Origin of the sequence: Bradyrhizobium sp. AUGA SZCCT0176, from assembly GCF_018130145.1 — a bacterium.
Lineage (GTDB): Bacteria > Pseudomonadota > Alphaproteobacteria > Rhizobiales > Xanthobacteraceae > Bradyrhizobium.
The window spans coordinates 195,916-213,659 of the sequence record NZ_JAFCMB010000007.1 but is presented as its reverse complement, the minus strand read 5'-3'; the positions used below and the strand labels follow the sequence as shown (position 1 = coordinate 213,659).

18 protein-coding genes are annotated in these 17,744 nt (G+C 63.8%); 8 read left to right on the top strand and 10 right to left on the bottom strand.

Translation table 11 applies throughout. From position 1 onward, the window contains the following. Positions 1-157: 157 nt before the first annotated feature. The 4 genes from JQ600_RS19130 to JQ600_RS19115 all read right to left on the bottom strand — a co-directional run bounded on the left by JQ600_RS19130 (position 158) and on the right by JQ600_RS19115 (position 4,251). Entirely contained in the window at positions 158-1,666 is a 1,509-nt protein-coding gene (locus JQ600_RS19130; protein ID WP_212270153.1) for a murein L,D-transpeptidase family protein, read from the bottom strand. A gap of 290 nt (positions 1,667-1,956) precedes the next feature. After that, a complete protein-coding gene (locus tag JQ600_RS19125) occupies positions 1,957-2,919 on the bottom strand; it encodes an acetyl-CoA carboxylase carboxyltransferase subunit alpha (protein ID WP_212386506.1) in 963 nt (320 codons plus the stop codon). Positions 2,920-3,106: 187 nt separating this feature from the next. Next, positions 3,107-4,087 (bottom strand): site-specific tyrosine recombinase XerD, encoded by a 981-nt coding sequence (gene xerD / locus JQ600_RS19120; RefSeq protein ID WP_212386711.1) that lies wholly within the window; start codon positions 4,085-4,087, stop codon positions 3,107-3,109. Positions 4,088-4,104: 17 nt separating this feature from the next. After that, on the bottom strand, positions 4,105-4,251 hold the full coding sequence (locus JQ600_RS19115) for a histidine kinase (protein ID WP_209839018.1): 147 nt from the start codon (positions 4,249-4,251) through the stop codon (positions 4,105-4,107). Between the two features lie 189 nt (positions 4,252-4,440). Between JQ600_RS19115 and JQ600_RS19110 the strand changes: the two genes are divergently transcribed. The 3 genes from JQ600_RS19110 (at position 4,441) to JQ600_RS19100 (ending at position 7,653) form a co-directional block, all read left to right on the top strand. Beyond that, the gene (locus JQ600_RS19110) at positions 4,441-5,103 is read left to right on the top strand and encodes a shikimate kinase (protein ID WP_212386507.1); all 663 of its coding nucleotides are present in this window, start codon (positions 4,441-4,443) and stop codon (positions 5,101-5,103) included. Further along, a complete protein-coding gene (aroB, locus tag JQ600_RS19105; RefSeq protein WP_212386508.1) occupies positions 5,100-6,242 on the top strand; it encodes a 3-dehydroquinate synthase in 1,143 nt (380 codons plus the stop codon). The genes JQ600_RS19110 and aroB overlap by 4 nt, the downstream gene beginning before the upstream one ends. Positions 6,243-6,306: 64 nt before the next feature. Continuing rightward, positions 6,307-7,653 carry a hemolysin family protein gene (locus JQ600_RS19100; protein WP_212270157.1) on the top strand — a complete coding sequence of 449 codons (1,347 nt, stop codon included), beginning with the start codon at positions 6,307-6,309 and terminating at the stop codon, positions 7,651-7,653. A 21-nt stretch (positions 7,654-7,674) separates the two neighbouring features. Here the strand turns inward: JQ600_RS19100 and pyrF are convergent, their stop codons facing one another. The 4 genes from pyrF to JQ600_RS19080 form a co-directional block, all read right to left on the bottom strand. Beyond that, positions 7,675-8,577 (bottom strand): orotidine-5'-phosphate decarboxylase, encoded by a 903-nt coding sequence (gene pyrF, locus JQ600_RS19095; RefSeq protein WP_212386509.1) that lies wholly within the window; start codon positions 8,575-8,577, stop codon positions 7,675-7,677. A gap of 180 nt (positions 8,578-8,757) precedes the next feature. Continuing rightward, the gene (locus tag JQ600_RS19090) at positions 8,758-9,153 is read right to left on the bottom strand and encodes a hypothetical protein (protein WP_249133638.1); all 396 of its coding nucleotides are present in this window, start codon (positions 9,151-9,153) and stop codon (positions 8,758-8,760) included. Between the two features lie 196 nt (positions 9,154-9,349). Continuing rightward, positions 9,350-9,865, bottom strand: a complete 516-nt coding sequence (locus tag JQ600_RS19085) for an AAA family ATPase (protein WP_212270159.1) — start codon at positions 9,863-9,865, stop codon at positions 9,350-9,352. 33 nt (positions 9,866-9,898) lie between these two features. Continuing rightward, positions 9,899-10,177: a BolA family transcriptional regulator gene (locus tag JQ600_RS19080; protein ID WP_212270160.1), complete on the bottom strand. Its 279-nt coding sequence runs from the start codon at positions 10,175-10,177 to the stop codon at positions 9,899-9,901. Between the two features lie 108 nt (positions 10,178-10,285). Here JQ600_RS19080 and JQ600_RS19075 point away from each other — a divergent pair, with 108 nt between their 5' ends. Continuing rightward, positions 10,286-10,945, top strand: coding sequence for a J domain-containing protein (locus JQ600_RS19075; protein WP_212386510.1), 660 nt, complete (start codon positions 10,286-10,288; stop codon positions 10,943-10,945). Positions 10,946-11,083: 138 nt separating this feature from the next. Here the strand turns inward: JQ600_RS19075 and JQ600_RS19070 are convergent, their stop codons facing one another. Further along, positions 11,084-12,175, bottom strand: a complete 1,092-nt coding sequence (locus JQ600_RS19070; protein ID WP_212386511.1) for a citrate synthase/methylcitrate synthase — start codon at positions 12,173-12,175, stop codon at positions 11,084-11,086. Between the two features lie 74 nt (positions 12,176-12,249). On the opposite strand from JQ600_RS19070, the gene JQ600_RS19065 reads away from it, so the two are divergent. After that, positions 12,250-13,464, top strand: a complete 1,215-nt coding sequence (locus tag JQ600_RS19065) for a citrate synthase family protein (protein WP_212270163.1) — start codon at positions 12,250-12,252, stop codon at positions 13,462-13,464. Here JQ600_RS19065 and JQ600_RS19060 read toward each other — a convergent pair. Then, entirely contained in the window at positions 13,457-14,119 is a 663-nt protein-coding gene (locus JQ600_RS19060) for a DedA family protein (RefSeq protein ID WP_212386512.1), read from the bottom strand. The genes JQ600_RS19065 and JQ600_RS19060 overlap by 8 nt on opposite strands. A gap of 311 nt (positions 14,120-14,430) precedes the next feature. Here JQ600_RS19060 and cobS point away from each other — a divergent pair, with 311 nt between their 5' ends. From cobS to cobT, 3 genes are read left to right on the top strand one after another with little or no spacing between them, the layout of a single operon-like run. Beyond that, positions 14,431-15,429 (top strand): cobaltochelatase subunit CobS, encoded by a 999-nt coding sequence (gene cobS / locus JQ600_RS19055; protein WP_212270165.1) that lies wholly within the window; start codon positions 14,431-14,433, stop codon positions 15,427-15,429. A gap of 3 nt (positions 15,430-15,432) precedes the next feature. After that, a complete protein-coding gene (locus JQ600_RS19050; protein WP_212270166.1) occupies positions 15,433-15,843 on the top strand; it encodes a GNAT family N-acetyltransferase in 411 nt (136 codons plus the stop codon). Continuing rightward, entirely contained in the window at positions 15,840-17,741 is a 1,902-nt protein-coding gene (gene cobT / locus JQ600_RS19045; RefSeq protein ID WP_212270167.1) for a cobaltochelatase subunit CobT, read from the top strand. Before JQ600_RS19050 ends, cobT begins: the two co-directional genes overlap by 4 nt. Positions 17,742-17,744: the final 3 nt, after the last annotated feature.

The following is a 17,744-nucleotide window of genomic DNA, read 5'->3' as shown; positions in this document are numbered from 1 at the left end:
GTGATCGTGCGTTGACGGCGCCTCTATCGTCGTCCCGGCGAAGGCCGGGACCCATAACCACGAATGTTGGTTATGGATGGGACCAAAGCCCCACTAATTTCGCGCAACATTGAGATCGGTGGCTATGGGTCCCGGCCTTCGCCGGGACGACAGCGATTTACTTCACTGCCCCGAAGCGGCTGTCGAACGAGTTCGACGAGACGATCGGCGCCGATCCGGCGACCTGCGCGGGAGCGGCCGGAGCCGGGGTATCGGTCACCGACGGTTTCAGCGGCGGCCGGGTTGCGGCTTGCTTGGGTTCGGCCTTCGGCGCTGACGTCTTCGGTATCGCAGCCTCTGCGCGCGGCGCTGGCTCGGACCGCTTGGCCTCGATAACTTTCGGCTTCGCGGGTGCGGGCGGCGGTGTGCTTGAGGTGCTCGCGGTTGCATCGCCGCCGCCAATGCCGACCTTGCGGGCCAGGCTGGAGAACCATCCGTCGGATTGTGCGGCCGGCGCGGCGTTGGCGACCCGTGTCGGGGCCGGGGTCGAGGCTGTCGGTCCGGCTGTTGGCGCGCTGGCGACCGCAGCAAGCTTCGGCTCCTGCGGCGCGCCGAGCAGGAGATTGTCGGAAGGCGCGCGCGGCGGGTTGACGTGGGAGGGGATGGTGCCGGGGGCGCGGGCCAGCGAGAGCGCCGCCAGTCCCTGGCTGTCGCCGCCTTCCGAGAGCCCGGTGCTGGCTTCAGGAACGCGCGCGGCGAATACCTTGTGCATGCCGCCGTCGATGCCGGTGTTGAGCCGCGCGACCGGCGTGCCCTTCGAAATCAGCTTGGCGGTTTCCGCGGCCTCGGTCTGCTGCTTCTCGCGCACAGCGTCGGCGACTCCCTCGGGGATTGCATAGGCCGGGCATTTACCTGACGCGTCGAACACCGGGTCGCGCGTGGCGTTGGGCGCCCTGATGGCGTCGAACACGTATTTCTTCTCGCAGAAATCGACCTTCGGCTCGTGCTTCGTCACCTCGAAATGATCGTAGCCTTGCTTGATCATTCTCCAGAACGGCATGTTCGGATTGTTGCGATGCTTCGCCATGTTGATTGGCGTCATCTTGAACGGATAGGCCTGCAGCTGGAACGATTTCTGGCCGCCGAAGAAGGACTCGCGCCCCAGCGAATAGATTTCCGCGATCTGCTCGTCGGTCATCGCGTAGCAGCCGCGCGAGGAGCAGTCGCCATGCACCATCAGCTGCGATCCGGTGCGGCCGAGCGCCTTGTCGAATGCGTTGGGATAGCCGGTGTTGAACGACAGATAATAGGCCGACTGCGGATTCATCTGCGCCGGCGAGATCGAATAGAAGCCTTCCGGCGCCTGGCGATCGCCCTCTTTGATCTTCGGTCCGAGATCGCCCGACCAGCGGCAGATCGGATAGGTCTTCAGCAGCGCGAAGCGGCCGGAACGATCCTGCTTCCAGATTTCGAGTTCGGCTTCCTGCTTGAACAGCCGGACCAGGATCGGCGAATTCAGGTCCATATCCTTGGCGACCATGTCCGCGATCAGTTTCGGCGGAACCGGCTGGTTGGCCTTGGCATTGTTGGCCAGCGAAATCTCGTCGCTGTTGCAGCCGGCCAGCATGACGCTGGCCGCGAGGGCAGCCGACGTGATGAGCGCGCGAACCAGCGAGCGATAAATCAAAAGCTAAGCTCCACACCCATCGGGCAATTTTCGCACCCCAACCACAGCGTCATGCCCTGAAGCCGATGTATAAAATCTTACCCTTTAGGCCGATTTGTCGCAACTCGAACTCGCCGCACACGCCGGTACCTTGGCGGGCATGGTCAACAGACCTTAAAGAACGCGGTCGGGGCATAATTGCGGCCAAATTCAACGATTTGGCGAAAAATCGGCGATTTTGCGATCGGACCTGCCGCTTTGGGGGGCTCGCAGCCACCTAATCTCCCCAAAAGGCAGGGAATCGAGCCCGTTCAGCCCAGTTTGCGGCCGATATCGAGGAATTTCTGCCGCCGCTGCTTGCGCACCGCGTCCGGATCGAGGTTGCGGAGGTCGTTGAAAGCCTGGGCGATGGCATCGCCGGTGGCGGCGATGATGGCGGCGGGGTCGCGATGGGCGCCGCCGGGAGGCTCTTTCAGGATCTGGTCGATGACGCCGAATCGCAGCATGTCCTGGGCGGTGATCTTCATGCTGGTGGCGGCTTCCTGGGCCTTGGTGCCGTCCCGCCACAGGATCGAGGACGCCGCTTCAGGCGAGATCACACTATAGATCGCGTGTTCGAACATCAGCACGCGGTTGGCGGTGGTGATCGCAATCGCCCCGCCGGACATGCCTTCGCCGGTGATGATCGCGACATTGGGCACGCCGAGCGACAGGCAGGCGTCGGTGGACCGCGCGATCGCTTCCGCCTGTCCGCGTTCCTCGGCGCCGATGCCGGGATAGGCGCCGGCCGAATCAACGATCGACAGCACGGGGATGCCGAACCGGTCGGCCAGCTCCATCAGGCGAACGGCTTTACGATACCCTTCAGGGCGCGCCATGCCGAAATTGTGCTTGATGCGGCTTTCGGTGGTGGCGCCCTTTTCCTGGCCGACCACGCAGATGGCTTCGCCGCGGAAGCGGCCGAAGCCACCCATCAACGCTTCGTCCTCGCCGAACTTGCGGTCGCCCGCCATCGGCGTGAATTCCGTGATCAGCGTGTTGATGAAATCGGTGAAGTGCGGCCGCTGCGGATGGCGCGCCACCAGCGTCTTCTGCCATGGCGTCAGGCTGGCATAGAGGTCGGTCAGCGCCTGCGACGCCTTGTCCTCGATTCGCGCAATCTCATCGCCGATGTCGCTGCCGGTTGCAGCCAGCGCGCGCAACTCGTCGACCTTGGCCTCGAGTTCGGCGACGGGTTTTTCGAAGTCGAGGTAGCTGCGCATCTGATCCGGCATCAAACCAATATAGGGAGGAACTTAGCTGCGGGCGAAGTGGTTTCGTCTTTGAGAAAGAAGATTAGTCTCTTCAACGATTTAGCTGACGTTCTGGGCGGAGGCCCATGGCGGGTAGCGATAGAGTGAGGCTGTTTCGGGGGAGAAGGCGTCGAAGTCAAGGCGGCATACGTGCTGGATACGCGGAAGTCTACTTCTCCGCCAGCGGATGCAGGTCGCGCACTAGGCTCTTGAGCCGCTCCTCGACCACATGGGTATAGATCTGCGTTGTCGAAATATCGGTGTGGCCAAGCAGCGTTTGCACGATGCGCAGGTCGGCGCCGTTGTGCAGGAGGTGACTGGCGAAGGCGTGACGCAGCACATGCGGCGAGACCAGCCGCGGCGCCAGCCCCGAGGCGGATGCAAGCTCTTTGAGGTCGCGCGCGAAATGCTGTCGCGTCAGATGTCCGCTTTCGCCGAAGGAGGGAAACAGCCATTTCGAGGCGGGGGCGTTTTTCTTCTTCTCGGGCTTCAGCGCTTCCATCGCGGCGAGGTAATCGGCCATCGCCTGCCGCGACGCCTCGTTCAGTGGTACCAGCCGTTCCTTGTTGCCCTTGCCGCGCACCACGATCATGCGGGCGTCGCGGCGCGCCGCCGACAGCGGCAACGCCACCAGTTCGGAAACGCGCAAGCCGGTGGCGTAGAGCACTTCGAGCAGGCAATGCAGCCGCAGCGCGCGAAGCCGCTGCTGAGGCGAGGCGTCGGTTTCGGTGAGCTCCTTGGACCGCGTCAGCATGCGGTCGACGTCCGCGATCGACAGTACCTTGGGCAGGCTGCGGCCGCGTTTCGGGCCGGACAGGATCGCCGCGGGATCGTCGCTGCGGATTCGCTCATTGAGCAGGAAGCGGAACAGATGGCGCAGCGCGGAGAGACGCCGCGCGACGGTAGTGGATTTGAAGCCGCGGGAATCGAGATCAGCGAGATAGTCCCGCAGCGTCTGGGTCTCGGCACCGGCAAAACTTTGGCCGGCGCGGCCCAAAAATTCGGAAAAATCCGTGAGGTCGCGGCGATAGGCGTCGAGCGTATTGTCGCCCGCCCCCTGTTCCGCCGCGAGCATGTCGAGGAACAGGTTGGTCAGCTTTGGGTCTGAATTCGTCTTCGAAGTGGTCTTGGAAGTGTTCCTGGGGCCCATCCTTGAGACCATAGCGCCTATTTCTTGAGGAACTTATCCGGAGGGATCGTCACGATCATTTCCCGTGGCTTCGGATTGACGAAATTCGCCAGGGCGAAGACCACGCCATAGCCGATCCCGGCGATAATGCCGACGACCGTCAAAAAGCGGAACAGACTGGGCATCAGGGCGCCTTGAGGGCGGGCTTGAGAGTGACCTTGGGCCGCGAATTAACCATTGAAATCATCGGGGTTGGACGCACCTGACTACCTACATGTTCCCCTTGGCGTTGCAAGAGTCTCTGGCATGGGTATCGGCGGGGGTAGTATAGGTGGCGCAGAAACGCGGAAAATCCGCAGCTGACAGAGTTTGGGATGCCCGAGACCGCCATACCGGCACAAGCATGCACCCCCCAGGAGGCCGAGATCGCGGCTGCACTGGGGCGGCGTTCGATCGTGCTTGTCGGCATGATGGGCGCCGGCAAATCCACCATTGGCCGTCGGCTGGCGGCGCGGCTGCGGCTGCCGTTTTTCGATGCCGATATCGAGATCGAGGCTGCGGCCGGCATGTCGATACCGGACATTTTCGCGGCCCATGGCGAGCTCTATTTCAGGGATGGCGAGGCCCGGGTGATCGCGCGGCTGCTCGATAGTGGGCCGGCCGTGATCGCGACTGGCGGCGGCGCCTTCACGGAGCGCGAGGAAACCCGCAAGAGGATCGCCGACAAGGCGGTGTCGATCTGGCTCAAGGCGGACATCGACGTGATCATGAAGCGCGTCAAGCGTCGCGCAGACCGGCCGCTGCTGCAGACCGAGGATCCGGTTGCGACGGTCGCCCGCCTGCTCGAAGCCCGCGAGCCGGTCTATCAGGGGGCTGATCTGACGATCCTGTCGCGCGACGTGCCGCATGACCGGATTGTCGATGAATGCACGGACGCCCTGCGCGGCAGGTTGTGTGGCCACGCCGCGCCGCCAGCCCAGGAGTCAACGACGACAGCAACGACGGCACCAAAGGACGGGATAAGCGCTACCTCATGACGGCACCACTGAAACACTCTGACCCCATCACCGTCGACGTCGCGCTCGGCGACCGCGCCTATGACATCATCATCGGCCGCGACGTACTGCAGACTCTGGGCGCGCGGATCGCCGCGCTGCGGCCGGGCGTGCGGACCGCCATCGTCACCGACCGCACCGTTGCCAAACACTGGCTCGAACCAGCGCAAGCGTCGCTGGCCGCGGCCGGCATCCCGACGTCGCATGTCATTGTGGAGGAGGGCGAGGGGTCGAAAACCTATGCCGGACTGGAGAAGGTCTCCGAGGCGCTGATCGCAGCCAAGATCGAGCGCAACGACCTCGTGATCGCGCTCGGCGGCGGCGTCGTCGGCGACCTCGCGGGATTCGCGGCGGCGATCCTGCGACGCGGGGTTGATTTCGTGCAGGTGCCGACCTCGCTGCTGGCGCAGGTGGATTCCTCCGTCGGCGGCAAGACCGGCATCAACTCGCCGCAGGGAAAAAATCTGCTCGGCGCGTTTCATCAGCCGGTGCTCGTTATCGCCGACACCTCAGTCCTGGACTCGCTGTCGCCGCGCCAGTTCCGCTCCGGCTATGCCGAAGTCGCCAAATATGGCGTGCTCGGTGATGAAGCCTTCTTCGCCTGGCTCGAGACCAATCACTCCGGCATCTTCTCCGGCAGCGCGGCGCGCGAGCATGCGATTGCCACTTCGTGCCGCGCCAAGGCCGCGATCGTGTCGCGCGACGAGCGCGAAACCGGCGAACGCGCGCTGCTCAATCTCGGCCATACCTTCGGCCATGCGCTGGAGGCCGCAACCGGCTTTTCCGATCGCCTGTTCCACGGCGAGGGCGTTGCCATCGGCACGGTGCTGGCGGCGGAATTTTCAGCCACGCTCGGCATGATCTCGCCAGCCGACGCCGCACGCGTCGAGCGTCATCTGGCTTCGGTGGGCCTGCCGACCCGGTTGCAGGACGTCGCCGGCTTCGCCCAGGAAGGGCTGGCGGATGCCGATACGCTGATGGCGCTGATGGCGCAGGACAAGAAGGTCAAGCGCGGCAAGCTCACCTTCATTCTGCTGGAGGCTGTCGGCCGCGCGGTGATCGCAAACGACGTCGAACCGGCATCGGTTCGCGCCTTCCTGCAACAGAAGCTGTCGGGATGAGAACGGGACTGTCAGGGCGCATCATGGAGCCGTCGCGCGGGCTTGGTGCCGTCGCGAGGCAGTCATGAGTTCGACCGCGTTCAATCTGCTGCTTGCGTTCCTCCTGCTCGCCGCCAACGCGTTCTACGTGGCGGCCGAGTTTGCGCTGGTGAAGAGCCGGGGGTTTCGCATCAGGGCGATGGTCGAGCAGGACCGGTTCGGCGCGCGCCTGCTGCAGGGCATGATGGGCAACATCGAGGCCTATCTCGCGTGCTGCCAGCTCGGTATTACCATGGCCTCGCTCGGCCTCGGCTGGGTCGGCGAGCCCACCGTTTCGGCGCTGCTCGAGCCGTTGCTGATCCCGCTCGGAATGTCGCAAGCCACGTTGCACTTCGTGTCGTTCATCGCCGGGTTCCTGGTGTTCTCCTCGCTGCACATCGTGATCGGCGAGCAGGTGCCGAAGACGCTGGCGATCAGGCAGCCGATGCCGGTTTCGCAATGGATCGCGTATCCGCTCTATTTGTCCTATCTGGTTTTCTGGCCGCTGAACTGGCTCCTCAACAGCGCGTCACGCGGAATTTTGCGCCTGCTCGGCGTGCAGGAATCCTCACAGCATGAAATCCTCACCGACTCCGAGATCGAGGGGCTGGTGGAGGAATCGGCCGTGCACGGCGGCATCGAAAGCGGCGAGGCCGAATACATCCACAATGTTTTCCGCTTTGGCGACCTCGCCGTGTCTGACGTCATGGTCCACCGCACCGCCATGGTGATGATCAATGCCGATCTACCGCCGGACGAACTGGTGCGCGAGGTGCTGGCGACCGAATACACCCGCATCCCGCTGTGGCGCGACAAGCCGGAAAACATCATCGGCGTGCTGCACGCCAAGGATCTGCTGCGCGCGATCCGCGCCTCCGACGGCGATACCTCGCGTATCAACGTTGCGGCCATCATGCTGCCGCCATGGTTCGTGCCGGAGATGCGGCCTCTGTCCGAACAGCTCAAGGCGTTCCGCCGCCGCAAAACCCACTTCGCGCTCGTCGTCGACGAGTATGGCGAAGTCGAAGGCATGGTGACGCTGGAAGACGTTCTGGAAGAAATCGTCGGCGACATTTCCGATGAGCACGACGTGGTCGTGGCCGGCGTCCGCGCCCAGCCCGACGGCTCCGTGGTGGTCGATGGTTCGGTGCCGATCCGCGATCTCAACCGTGCCATGAACTGGCATCTGCCCGACGAGGAGGCGACCACGATCGCCGGTCTCGTAATTCACGAGGCGCGTTCGATCCCCGAGCGCGGCCAGAGTTTTACTTTCCACGGCTTCCGCTTCCGCGTGCTGCGCCGCGAGCGCAACCGCATCACCGCCTTGCGGATCGTGCCGGTGCCGCGCGAGGCCGAAGAACAGAAGCCGAGGCGGGCGGGCACGGCGTTCTGAGCGCCGCCCGCGCAATGGCGGTCAAGCCGGGATGGCGCGGTTTCCGCGATAGTCATAGGCAATCGCCGTCTTGAAGTCGTCGATCCTGCCAATGATGAGTGCTCGATAATCTTCCGCGGAAATTCCGTGATCCGCTACCCGCGTCAGGCCGCGCGAGACCGGGATCAGCAGGTCGCCTGCCGTGTTGCCGCGCAAGGAGTGAATGGCCGCGGCATCGCCGCCTTGCGCGCCAAGGCCGGGACCCAGGATGATCGAGCGGGGCAGCAATTGGCGCAGGCGCCGGCCTTCATGCGGCACGGTCGCGCCGACCACCGCGCCCACCGCGTTCAAACGAGAGGCACTGCTGGCGTTGACACCCATCGCAGCAATGAGATCGGCGAAGCGGTCGGAAACAAGGCGATTGCCCGTCATCTTGTCCTGCAGCCAGCCCGCGCCGGGATTGGACGTACGGCATAGCACGAACAGCCCCTTGCCGAACCGGTTCGCGCACTCCACGAAAGGTTCGAGCGTATCCGGGCCCATCAAGGGATTGACGGTCAGGCAGTCGGCTTCGAAGTCGCCGCTGCCACCGGCGGAAGCCGGGGTCAGATAGGCGCGGGCGTAGGCGGCGGCGGTGGCACCGATATCGCCTCGCTTGGCGTCGAGAATGACGCCGATGCCCGCGGCCCTTGCTTTCTTGATCCCGGAAGCGAGTGCCGTGAGACCCGTCAATCCGCATGCTTCAAAATAAGCCGACTGGAATTTGACGAAGCCGATACGTCCCTCGATGGTTTCGATGGTGAAATTGACGAAGCGGTCGATCCAGCCGCTGTCGTGGCCGAAGAATTCAGGGATATCGGAAAGCGACGGGTCGATGCCGGCGACGAGATCGCCAAATCTGGCAACGTTTCGCTCGACCAGTTCAATCCATGAAGGAGCGTCCATCGATTGTCTTTCCGGAAGAATATGCCGTCACCGCTTTCAGCCGTGAGCGTTCGAATAACATTCCCCCGCAGGCCAAGGGGAATGAAGTTCGAGTTTCACACCGCTTATTGTCCCGGCACGAAGCCCGTTGCGGTTTCGGAGTATTCATTCCGCATGGTGGCTGCGCATTATTGAAAAATCCTATTCAATATCGATCGCAACGCCGCTGAGCTTCCACGTCCCTTCGGATTCGATGAAGCCAAGCTGGTACTTGACCTGCTTGGGCGCCGTCTGGAAACGGCCTTTCAGTTTCAACACGCCCTGCTCGTCGATCCTGGCGTCCTCGTCGGGAACCATCTTTTGCGCCACCACGGCGTCGAACACGGCGTGCTTTTCGACCAGGTCCTTGAACACGGCCCGCAGCTTTTCCGGCGGGAACTGCTCGCGAAACGGTTTTGAGATCTTGGCGTGGAGAATGGTGAAATTGTCAGCGGCGACCGCGTCGTTCAGCGTCACCAGGATGCTTTTCACCAGCACCTCCTGGGCGGCGGGACCGGGCATGTCGAGCGCGAAAGCCTCGATGGGACACGTGGCCATCAACGCCGCAACGGCTGCCGCCAACCCCTGATGTGCCCAATAGCGCATCGGACGACCCCATCACATGGCGATGGCATCGGGGTCAGTCCGACCCCGCGTTCTCATGGAAACCGCACCACCGCGCGACTGATTGTCTCACAAAGATGAATGTGCTGCCACCGTCCTGCGTCGATCTTCGCGTCGGCATGGCGTACGCTCAGGCCAGATAGCGGATCGCTTCCGCGAGTAACCGTTCCGGCGGCTCCGCCGAGGTATCCAGCGTCAGCCTTGCATCGGTCCACGCCTCATATTCGGCGCGCCGTTGTTCGACCCTGGCCCAGTCGATCTCGGCCATCCCGTCAATATTGCGGATACGGGCGTCGATACGGCGGCGGTGGATTGCCTGGTCCACGCAGATGCATTCGATGATCTTCAAATCCGCGCGATATTTTGCCGCAAGCTTTCGCCACGCCGCGCGCGGGGCCTCGACCGGATTGACCGCGTCGATCAGGACGGAATGATTGAGCCGCAATTGTTCTGCTGCCAGGGCTTGTGCGACCTCATAGGCCGCGATCCCCGTTTGATCCCGGGAGAGGCCGCCGCGCCACATCGCCGCCTCGATCGGATCGACCGACAATAGCGGCAGCGAAAAATGCCGGGAAAGGCCTTCCGCCAGCGTGCTCTTCCCGGAACCGGGAAGCCCGGCCAAAACAACGAGCTTCAGCGTGGTCATCGGACGCTTATATCTGTGGCAGGGGTGATAAAATCAGCGGCCCGTAGTTTCCCCGGGTGCCTGCGCCTTGATCGCCAGCGCGTGCACGGACCCCTTCAGTTCCGCCTCGAGCGTCGCATTGACCATGCGATGACGTTCGATCCGGCTCTTCCCTTCGAAGGCCGGCGACACAATATATACCCGAAAATGCGTCTCGCCGCCCGGCCTGTGGCCGGCATGGCCCTCATGCAGATGTGATTCGTCCGTTACGTCGAGGCTTTCGGGTACGAAAGCTTCACTCAACTTGTTTATGATATCGTCCTTGGTGCTCATGACGGCGGCATTACGTCCGGGACCGTTTTTCGTCAATGCCGGATCGGAACAGAGGTATTCGCAATGTCAAGACTTGAAGCCTCGGGCATTGCGTAGTCAAAGTCAGCCATGCCAATCGATTCATCCAAATTCTTCGACTCCATTCGCATCAAGCCCAACAAGCTGAGCGCGAAGCAGCAGGCTGCGGCGCGCGAAGAATCCGCCATGTGCGAATGGCCGGAGTGCAAGAACAAGGGGCCGCACCGCGCGCCCAAGGGCCGCGAGAACTCGAAAGAGTACTGGCACTTCTGCCTGAACCACGTCCGCGAATACAATCAGGGCTACAATTTCTTCCAGGGCATGAGCGCCGATTCCGTCGCGCGCTACCAGAAGGATGCGCTGACCGGCCACCGCCCGACCTGGAAGATGGGCGCCAATGGCGGCAAGAAGGGCAAGGCCGGCACCGAGCCGGACATCGACGCCGCGTCCGATCCGTTCAGCATGTTCTCGGAGCTCAACGGCCGCGGCCGCTGGCGGCCCGGACCGGGCGGCGCGGCCGGCGAGGTCAAACCTGAGACCCGCAAGGTGATGAACGCCGAGCGCAAGGCGCTGCAGGTGATGGGGCTCGGCCCCGACGCGACGCTGGAAACGGTGAAGGCAAAATACAAGGCGCTGGTGAAGCAGCACCATCCCGACGCCAATGGCGGCGACCGCTCCACCGAGGATCGCCTGATCGAGATCATCAAGGCGTATAATTACCTCAAGACGGTCGTGCGCGGCGCGACCTGATTTGTCGTCCCGGCGAAGGCCGGGACCCATAGCCACCAACGGTCGTTGGTTTGCGCGCTGGTCGTTACCTTCTTTTTCCACAAATACCGGCCGCGGCGTATGGGTCCCGGCCTTCGCCGGGACGACGCGTGGTTAGAGTCACGCCGGCATCGGCCCGATGTACGCTGAGCTCGGCCGGATCAGCCGCCCGCCGCGCTGCTGCTCGCGGGCGTGCGCGGTCCAGCCGGCGGCGCGTGCGACGGCGAAGATCGGTGTGAACGCCTGCCGCGGGATTTTCAGCGCGTCGAGCAGGATCGCGGTGAAGAACTCGACATTGGTGTCTAACGGCCGGTCCGGATTTTTCCGCTTCAAGGCGTCGCGGATATAGGCTTCGACTTCGCCCGCGAACGGCAGATCCATGCCGCCGCCGGCAAGCCGCTCGATCGCGCCCTTGAGCACGTCGGCGCGGGGATCGCGTACCCGATAGACGCGGTGACCAAAGCCCATCAGCCGCTCGCCGCGCGCCAGTGCGCTGTCGACCCACGGCTTGATGCGCTCGCTCGAGCCGATGGCGTCGAGCATTTCCAGCACCGGCTCCGGCGCGCCGCCATGCAGCGGCCCCGTCAGCGCACAATAGCCGCCCGTCACCGCCGCAAACAGATCGGCATGGGTCGAGGCAATGACGCGCGTCGTGAAGGTCGAGGCGTTCATGCCGTGGTCGCACACGGTGACGAAATAGGCGTCGAGCGCCGCCGCTTCGCGCCCGTTTGGCTTGCGGCCGAGCATCATCGACAGCGTGTCGGCGGCATGGCTCGCGGTTGGATCGGGCATCACGGGATCGTTGCCTTTGGCGCGCTGCACCAGCGCGGCTGCGATCACCGGAAACGCGCCGACGATGGTGGCCTCATGCTGCAGTCCTGCTTCGGCGCGCAGACCCGCGATGGCTGCGCGAAAACCATCGACGATCGACAGGCCTTGTGTGATTCCGAGCAACTCCGGCAGCCGGGCGAAGGCGCGTTCGCGCCCGGCGCCAAGCGCGGCACGCACCGCGGCCTCGCCGACCGGCTGGCCGGTACCGCCGCTCCACAGCCGGGCGGTCACGCCCTCGAACCCGGTCTTGCGGGCCAGTTCGCCGACGCGCTCGCCGGCAATGATCAGTTCGCCGCGCTCACCATCGACGTGGCTCAGCACGGTTTCGGCGGCGGGGACGCCATCGAGGCCGATCGGGGTCTTTGAAAGCTGAATGTTCATGGTCGGATCTCCTTTGTGCACCGCAAAGGTGGATCTTCTCGACAGATTGATCAATCTTGATTATATAAATCAATATGAAAAAATCCGCCGGCCTTTATCTCTCGGCCCGCGAGGCCTCCGCCGAACTCGCGATCTCGCAGGCGACGCTCTACGCCTATGTCAGCCGCGGCCTGATCCGCTCCGAGCCGTCGGCCGATTCGCGCAGCCATCGCTACCGCGCCGAGGACGTCCGCACGCTCAAGGAGCGGCGGGCGCCGGCGCCGGAGCCGCGCGGGATGCGCAGTTTCGATGCGGATTTGCCCGTCATGGATTCGGCGATCGCGACCATCACCGAGGACGGCCCGATCTATCGCGGCGTCAACTGCGTCGATCTCGCCGAGCGCGATACGCTCGAACACGCCGCGACGCTGTTGTGGGACGTCACCGGCGTCGATCCCTTTGCTCCGGACAATTGCCCGTCGATCTCGGATGAAATGCGCGCGGTGGCCGAGGCCGCCCGCGGCGCCAACGCGATTGATCGCGCCATTGCGGTGCTGGCGCTCGCGGCCGTTGCCGATCCGCGCGCCTTTACCCGCGCGCCCGAGGGACGCGCGATGGTCGGCGGCCGCATCCTGCGCCTGGTGGTCGCGACCATGCTGAACGCGAAGACCTCGCCGCAACCGCTGCACCTGCAGATCGCCAGGGCCTGGGCGCCCGATCACAAGCACGCCGCCGATCTGATCCGCCGCGCGCTGGTGCTGCTGGCGGATCATGAATTGAACGCCTCGACCTTCACCGTGCGCTGCGCGGCGTCGACCGGCCTAAACCTCTATGACGCGATGATTGCAGGCCTCGTTGCCCTGAAAGGTCCCAAGCATGGCGGCGCCGGCGTGCTGGCGGCGCAGCTGCTCAAGACGCTGGCGAAGGGCGACGTCGCGCCCCTGATTCGCGAGCGGGTGGCGTTGGGCGAGCGTTTCGCGGGCTTCGGCCACGGCGTCTACAAGCTCGGTGATCCCCGCGCGCAGGCCTTGCTGGAGGCTTTGGCGCGCTCGGGCGCAGAGCGCAAACTGACTCACGAAATCCCGGAACGCATTGCGGAAGCGACCGGCGAATTCGTCAATATAGACTATGCGCTGGCGGTGCTCGTGCACACGCTGGGCCTGCCGCCGGGCCATGAACTGGTGCTGTTTTCGATGGCCCGCACGGTCGGATGGATCGCGCATGCGAGCGAACAATTGCGCCAAGAGCGGCTGATTCGCCCGCGTGCGCGCTATGTCGGCCCCGCCCCGGGACGCGCCCGGATTACTTGACCGGCTTGGCCGGCTCGATCACGCCGGCGCCCTGGCGGCGGCGGATGAGCCAGATCGCAAGCGCTGCAACCAGCGCACCGCCCAGCACCGCGAGCATCCAGAGATGCTTGGCCGTGCCGTGATGATGCGGCAGCCCGAAATATTCGTGCAGCACGGAGATCGCGAATACCCCCGGCAGCACATGGGCCATCGCCCAGACCAGGATGGCCGGAATATTCACGCCGTAAAACCGCAGCGGCGGCATGCCCAGCGCGCCCGCCGTGACCGGTACGAAGGCGCGGATCGGCGGCACAAAGCGCGCAAAGAACACCGCAAGCGCGCCACGGCTTTGGAAGAAGGCTTCGCTTTGCGCCACCACGGCGGGGTAGTTCTTCAGCGGCCAGACGCTGAGAATCTCGCGCTGCGAACGATGGCCAACCCAGAACGCGGTGCCGTCCCCGAGTGCGGCCCCGGCAATCGCCGCCGCCAGCACCGCCCACAATTTCAGTTCGCCGCCGGGCACCAGCGCGCTCAAGGCGAGGATGATGGTTGATCCCGGCACCAGCGAGCCGACCACCGGAACAGCTTCCAGCAGGGCGGCGAGGAATAGCGTCAGGTAAGCAAGCCACGGATGGGCCGAGACAAATGCGATCAGAGGATCGAGGAAGGAGGCCACAAAATTCCCGTTTCAGCCGCGTGGGTTGCCTGTTTCCCAGACCTAACAACTCGCCAAGGGGGCGGGAAGGGCCGTCCCGAGGCGTCGGTTCCGCGGCGGGCTGGCCCGGCCGCCGGGCAAAAGTACGGCGTGATTCGCAGGGCTGCCCTCCAAAAATCGAGTTCAGTACCTATCTCAATGATAAGGCGCCGGAACTTTCATTGCGCGGCGGGCTTCTGCCGGCCGTTGCACTCTGCTAGGTTTGTGGCAACACCCATCCGCAGCCATTCAACAAATCTGGTTTCGGGAGCGCCCGGGACCTCGGAGGATTGATGACGACCGCCGCCATGCACAAAACTGTTGAGCCCGTCGGTTTGCCCGATATGAAGGTGTCGGTCCGGCAGGTATTTGGAATCGATACCGATCTCGAAGTGCCTGCCTATTCCGAAGTTGACCCGCACGTGCCGGACGTCGATTCGGATTACCGTTTCGATCGTGCCACCACGCTCGCGATCCTGGCGGGTTTCGCCCACAACCGCCGCGTCATGGTCACCGGCTATCACGGCACGGGTAAATCGACCCATATCGAGCAGGTCGCAGCGCGGCTGAATTGGCCCTGCGTGCGCGTCAACCTCGACAGCCATATCAGTCGTATCGATCTGGTCGGCAAGGACTCCATCGTCGTGCGTGACGGCAAGCAGGTCACGGAATTCCGCGACGGCATTCTGCCATGGGCGCTGCAGCACAACATCGCGCTGGTGTTCGACGAATATGACGCCGGGCGCCCCGACGTGATGTTCGTGATCCAGCGCGTGCTGGAAGTCTCCGGCCGCCTGACGCTGCTCGACCAGAACAAGGTGATCAAGCCGCACCCGTCGTTCCGCCTGTTCTCGACCGCCAACACGGTCGGTCTTGGCGATACGTCGGGGCTCTATCACGGCACCCAGCAAATCAACCAGGGCCAGATGGACCGCTGGTCGATCGTCACCACGCTGAATTACCTGGCGCATGACGAGGAAGTCGAGATCGTGCTCGCCAAGGCGAAGCACTATCGCACGCAGGAAGGCCGCGACATCGTCAACAAGATGGTGCGGCTCGCCGACCTCACCCGTAACGCGTTCGCCAATGGCGACCTCTCGACGGTGATGAGCCCGCGTACGGTGATCACCTGGGCGGAGAACGCCGATATCTTCTCCGACATCGGCTTTGCGTTCCGCGTTACCTTCCTCAACAAGTGCGACGAGCTGGAACGGCCGCTGGTGGCTGAATTCTATCAGCGCTGCTTCAACGCGGAGCTGGCCGAGAGTTCGGTCAACGTGGCGCTCAGCTAGCCCATGCCAACCATTTCCGTCGAGCGCACCATTGGAAAGACCAAGAAGGCGGTGCTCGGCGGACTCATCGGCTACAACAACGAGAAGATGGGGAGGCAGAAATACAAGCGCCTCGCCATCTCCTTACGCGAAGGCGACAAGATCGTCGGCGGGATTGTCGGTGAGGTCTGGACCACGGTGCTGTTCATACAGTTGTTCTGGATGGAGCAGAAACTTCGCGGCAAGGATTTTGGAACAAAGCTGATCAAGGCGATTGAAGACGAAGCGAGACGGTTTGGGGCCACGAGGTCCTATCTCGATACGATGAGTTTTCAGGCGCCGGGTTTCTACCGCGCCTGCGGTTATGAGGAATTCGGTTCGATCGAAGGTTATCCTGAAGGCGTGACGCGCCATTGGTTCACGAAAGCGCTATGAGCACATCCAACTCCAAATTCCGCACCGGATCCAAGGAAGCGCCGACCGAACCGTTCAAGCGCGCGGTGACGTCGTGCCTGCGCGCGATCGCAAAAGCACCCGAGCTCGAAGTGACGTTCGCCGCCGAACGTCCGGGTCTCGCGCCGGGCAAGGCCCGGTTGCCCGAACCTGCGCGCAAGATGACGAAACGCGATGCCGCGATTGTGCGCGGCCACGCCGATTCGATCGCGCTGAAACTCGCCTGTCACGATCCCAAGGTCCACCGCAAGCTGATGCCGGGCAATCCGCAGGCGCGCGGCGTGTTCGAGGCGGTGGAGCAGGCCCGCGTCGAAGCGATCGGCTCGCGGCGGATGGCCGGTGTCGCGAAAAACCTCACCGCGATGCTCGACGATCATTTCCATCGCGGCAAATTCGACGAGATCACCGACCGCGCCGACGCGCCGCTGTCGGATGCGCTGGCGATGCTGGTGCGCGAACGGCTGACCGGGTTGGCGCCGCCCACCGCTGCTAAAAAAGTAGTCGATCTCTGGCGGCCGGTGCTGGAAGACAAGATCGGCGCACGGCTAGATCAGTTGAGCCGCGTTACCGAAGACCAGGCCAAGTTCGGCGACCTCGTGCACGATCTGCTGTCGGCGCTCGACCTTGGCGACGACCGCAACGCTGATGCCGATGACGACGAGAACAACGAGGAGAATCAGGACGGCGAGAACGATCAGTCCGGCGCCGAAGGCTCGCCCGACTCTGACGCCGCGCAGGAAATGAGCGCCGATCAGGCCCAGGCCTCGACCGACGAGATGTCGGAGAGCGCGATGGAAAGCGCGCAGGCTTCCACGTCAGACACCTTCGACGATGGCGAACTCGGCGACGACGAAACGCCGGGCGAGGCGACGCGGCCGAATTCGCGCGGCGCCAATGAACCACGCGGGCCGGAATATCACGCCTTTGCGCCGAAGTTCGACGAGGTGATCGCGGCGGAAGATCTCTGCGATCATGACGAGCTGGAACGGCTGCGCAGCTACCTCGACAAGCAGCTCGCGCACCTGCAGGGCATCGTCGCCCGGCTCGCCAACCGGCTGCAGCGCCGCCTGATGGCGCAGCAGAACCGCGCCTGGGAGTTCGATCTCGAGGAAGGCATCCTCGACCCCGCGCGGCTGTCGCGCGTGGTCACCGATCCCTATCATCCGCTCTCGTTCATGCACGAAAAGGAAGCGACCTTCCGCGACACCGTGGTGACGTTGCTGCTGGACAATTCCGGTTCGATGCGCGGCCGTCCCATTACGGTGGCGGCGACCTGTGCCGACATTCTGGCGCGCACGCTGGAGCGTTGTGGCGTCAAGGTCGAGATCCTCGGCTTCACCACGCGCGCCTGGAAAGGCGGGCAGTCCCGCGAGGCGTGGCTTGCCGCCGGCAAGCCGGCCAATCCCGGCCGGCTGAACGATTTGCGCCACATCATCTACAAATCCGCCGATGCCCCCTGGCGCCGCGCGCGGAAAAATCTCGGGCTGATGATGCGCGAGGGGCTTTTGAAGGAAAACATCGACGGCGAGGCGCTGGATTGGGCGCACAAGCGCCTGCTCGGACGTCCCGAACAGCGCAAGATCCTGATGATGATCTCCGACGGCGCGCCGGTCGACGATTCCACCCTGTCGGTCAATCCGGGCAATTACCTCGAACGGCATCTGCGTCATATCATCGAGGAGATCGAGACCCGTTCGCCGGTCGAACTGATCGCGATCGGTATCGGTCACGACGTCACGCGGTATTATCGCCGTGCGGTTACCATCGTCGATGCAGAGGAACTCGGCGGCGCCATCACCGAAAAGCTTGCCGAGCTCTTCAGCGAGACCCACGGTGCCGCGCCCACGACAACGCGCCGGCCACGCCGTCTGCATTCCTGAGAG

Bases quoted from the DNA above. Each gene is read 5' to 3' on its own strand.
- JQ600_RS19125 (WP_212386506.1), bottom strand. From the start codon at position 2,919: ATGCCGGATCAGATGCGCAGCTACCTCGACTTCGAAAAACCCGTCGCC.
- xerD (WP_212386711.1), bottom strand. From the start codon at position 4,087: ATGGGCCCCAGGAACACTTCCAAGACCACTTCGAAGACGAATTCAGAC.
- JQ600_RS19115 (WP_209839018.1), bottom strand. From the start codon at position 4,251: ATGCCCAGTCTGTTCCGCTTTTTGACGGTCGTCGGCATTATCGCCGGG.
- JQ600_RS19110 (WP_212386507.1), top strand. From the start codon at position 4,441: ATGCCCGAGACCGCCATACCGGCACAAGCATGCACCCCCCAGGAGGCC.
- aroB (WP_212386508.1), top strand. From the start codon at position 5,100: ATGACGGCACCACTGAAACACTCTGACCCCATCACCGTCGACGTCGCG.
- JQ600_RS19100 (WP_212270157.1), top strand. From the start codon at position 6,307: ATGAGTTCGACCGCGTTCAATCTGCTGCTTGCGTTCCTCCTGCTCGCC.
- pyrF (WP_212386509.1), bottom strand. From the start codon at position 8,577: ATGGACGCTCCTTCATGGATTGAACTGGTCGAGCGAAACGTTGCCAGA.
- JQ600_RS19090 (WP_249133638.1), bottom strand. From the start codon at position 9,153: ATGGCCACGTGTCCCATCGAGGCTTTCGCGCTCGACATGCCCGGTCCC.
- JQ600_RS19085 (WP_212270159.1), bottom strand. From the start codon at position 9,865: ATGACCACGCTGAAGCTCGTTGTTTTGGCCGGGCTTCCCGGTTCCGGG.
- JQ600_RS19080 (WP_212270160.1), bottom strand. From the start codon at position 10,177: ATGAGCACCAAGGACGATATCATAAACAAGTTGAGTGAAGCTTTCGTA.
- JQ600_RS19075 (WP_212386510.1), top strand. From the start codon at position 10,286: ATGCCAATCGATTCATCCAAATTCTTCGACTCCATTCGCATCAAGCCC.
- JQ600_RS19070 (WP_212386511.1), bottom strand. From the start codon at position 12,175: ATGAACATTCAGCTTTCAAAGACCCCGATCGGCCTCGATGGCGTCCCC.
- JQ600_RS19065 (WP_212270163.1), top strand. From the start codon at position 12,250: ATGAAAAAATCCGCCGGCCTTTATCTCTCGGCCCGCGAGGCCTCCGCC.
- cobS (WP_212270165.1), top strand. From the start codon at position 14,431: ATGACGACCGCCGCCATGCACAAAACTGTTGAGCCCGTCGGTTTGCCC.
- JQ600_RS19050 (WP_212270166.1), top strand. From the start codon at position 15,433: ATGCCAACCATTTCCGTCGAGCGCACCATTGGAAAGACCAAGAAGGCG.
- cobT (WP_212270167.1), top strand. From the start codon at position 15,840: ATGAGCACATCCAACTCCAAATTCCGCACCGGATCCAAGGAAGCGCCG.